A 1,560-nucleotide genomic window follows, 5' to 3' on the forward strand; every position below is an offset into this window, starting at 1 on the left:
GTACCACCTTGGTCAGATACCTCAGCTTCGCGAATTATCGTTGCAAAAAACGCAGATTAAAGGGGCAGGGCTGGTTTATCTTACCGAATTACCGCTACTGGAAACACTCGACCTTTCTCACACCCAAGTAACTGATAATCACCTACTTTATGTTTTGCAGATGCCAGCTATAAAGGATGTATATCTTTATGAAGCCCCCGTATCGTCTCAACTAGTAGAAACCCTTAAGCTTCATCTACCCTCCGTGAATATTCATCTTACGCGTAGTCCCAGTTACTAATTCTGGTAAGTGGCTACAGATTATAATCATCTTGAGTCTTCTATAAAAGAGATTCCTAGCTTCTGTTTGTTTTCAATTTGCTTTCCGTACGTTAAATAGTGGTCAAGTTTAATGGTGCGCCCTTTCACATCTTCTACTTCAGCCTTTACCCAGAAAATACCCCAGGTCCAAATTGCTAACGAGCAATTTTGATTAAGCGTCGTTCGCTCCACTAGCTGCACTGGTTTCCGGAACGAATCATGCAGAATATATTTTACACGATTCACAAAAGGTAAATCTTTACCTTCTAAATAGAGCCAGACCTGATAGAGAAGTTGATTACTAGACGAATTAGACTTGCGATAGTGAGCGATACACGTCTGCGCTTTTGTTAAGGGTTCATCGGGGTTGACTACTGAATCCTTAAGCTGAATACTATAGGTTTGGATACTCATTCTGGTACGTTTTGCGGATTAGTCCCCTGATCATCAAAAGTAATTTGAGGTGCGGCCACTATGTTATCGGGAACCGACATTTCCTTCTCATCATCGATTACCTTGGGACTACTAGTTCGGGCGGCTGACTCACCGAAGTAATAACCAATTATCGACCCGAGCAGTCCACCTAATGAAGCAATAACCAGTTGAAGTGCTTCCATTTTATCGTCAAAAGTATCACCAGCGGTCATTGAATAGATAATTAGAGTCGTAAAAATTATGACGACAATAATTGCCAACAAATGCTTAAAGTCATCAATAATATTGACAAAAAATCGGGATATTACGTACGATAATTTGCTCTGATCGTTTCTCTCAGCGTTTCGTTTTTGGTAAGCACCCCACGAGAAAATTTTGGCTAGCCAGTTAATAGCTAGGATAAAAGTGAATACGCAAAGAATAATGAGGTATATCCCGGTAGCGTGGTTTTCTAGAAATTTTAGAAAGTCGCTCATTAGGTAGTTAATTGGTAGATGCACCAAAATATACAAAAGTTCGACAGATATTGCATTATCCACGTCTTTAGTAATGGCGGAATAAAAAGTTGTCGTTTTTGATCTAGTTATTTTGCGTTGCCATAAGACGAAAGATGTAGGCAGGGCCTAAGCCCTGACGAGGCTTTTTAACCGGGCGGCGATCCGCGAAGTGGTAACGCGAAAGAAGTACTCATAATGCGATAAAGTCATTGTTTTATCATTACTTAGTCACAAAAAAATCCGCCTGTATAAAGACCGCTTCTTGATTCAATTTCACTCTGATGAAATTAACTTTACAGCACTTCTTCATTAAGCTTTCGCAGCTTGG

General features: G+C 40.3%; 3 protein-coding genes. 1 reads left to right on the forward strand and 2 read right to left on the reverse strand.

The window, feature by feature from the left end:
- Nucleotides 1-280: hypothetical protein (locus WBA23_RS01025; RefSeq protein ID WP_424580370.1), on the forward strand; the 280-nt coding region annotated here is incomplete at its 5' end.
- 26 nt (nucleotides 281-306) lie between these two features.
- On the opposite strand, the gene WBA23_RS01030 is transcribed toward WBA23_RS01025, so the two are convergent.
- The gene (locus WBA23_RS01030) at nucleotides 307-714 is read right to left on the reverse strand and encodes a pYEATS domain-containing protein (RefSeq protein WP_424580371.1); all 408 of its coding nucleotides are present in this window, start codon (nucleotides 712-714) and stop codon (nucleotides 307-309) included.
- Nucleotides 711-1,211, reverse strand: a complete 501-nt coding sequence (locus tag WBA23_RS01035) for a hypothetical protein (RefSeq protein ID WP_424580372.1) — start codon at nucleotides 1,209-1,211, stop codon at nucleotides 711-713. Before WBA23_RS01035 ends, WBA23_RS01030 begins: the two co-directional genes overlap by 4 nt.
- Nucleotides 1,212-1,560 lie beyond the last annotated feature (349 nt).

The sequence above is a fragment of the Tunicatimonas sp. genome (assembly GCF_049647865.1).
Taxonomy (GTDB): domain Bacteria; phylum Bacteroidota; class Bacteroidia; order Cytophagales; family Cyclobacteriaceae; genus Tunicatimonas.

What these genes read in the sequence shown, in the direction of transcription:
- WBA23_RS01030 (WP_424580371.1), bottom strand. Translation starts at nt 714, where the DNA reads ATGAGTATCCAAACCTATAGTATTCAGCTTAAGGATTCAGTAGTCAAC.
- WBA23_RS01035 (WP_424580372.1), bottom strand. Translation starts at nt 1,211, where the DNA reads ATGAGCGACTTTCTAAAATTTCTAGAAAACCACGCTACCGGGATATAC.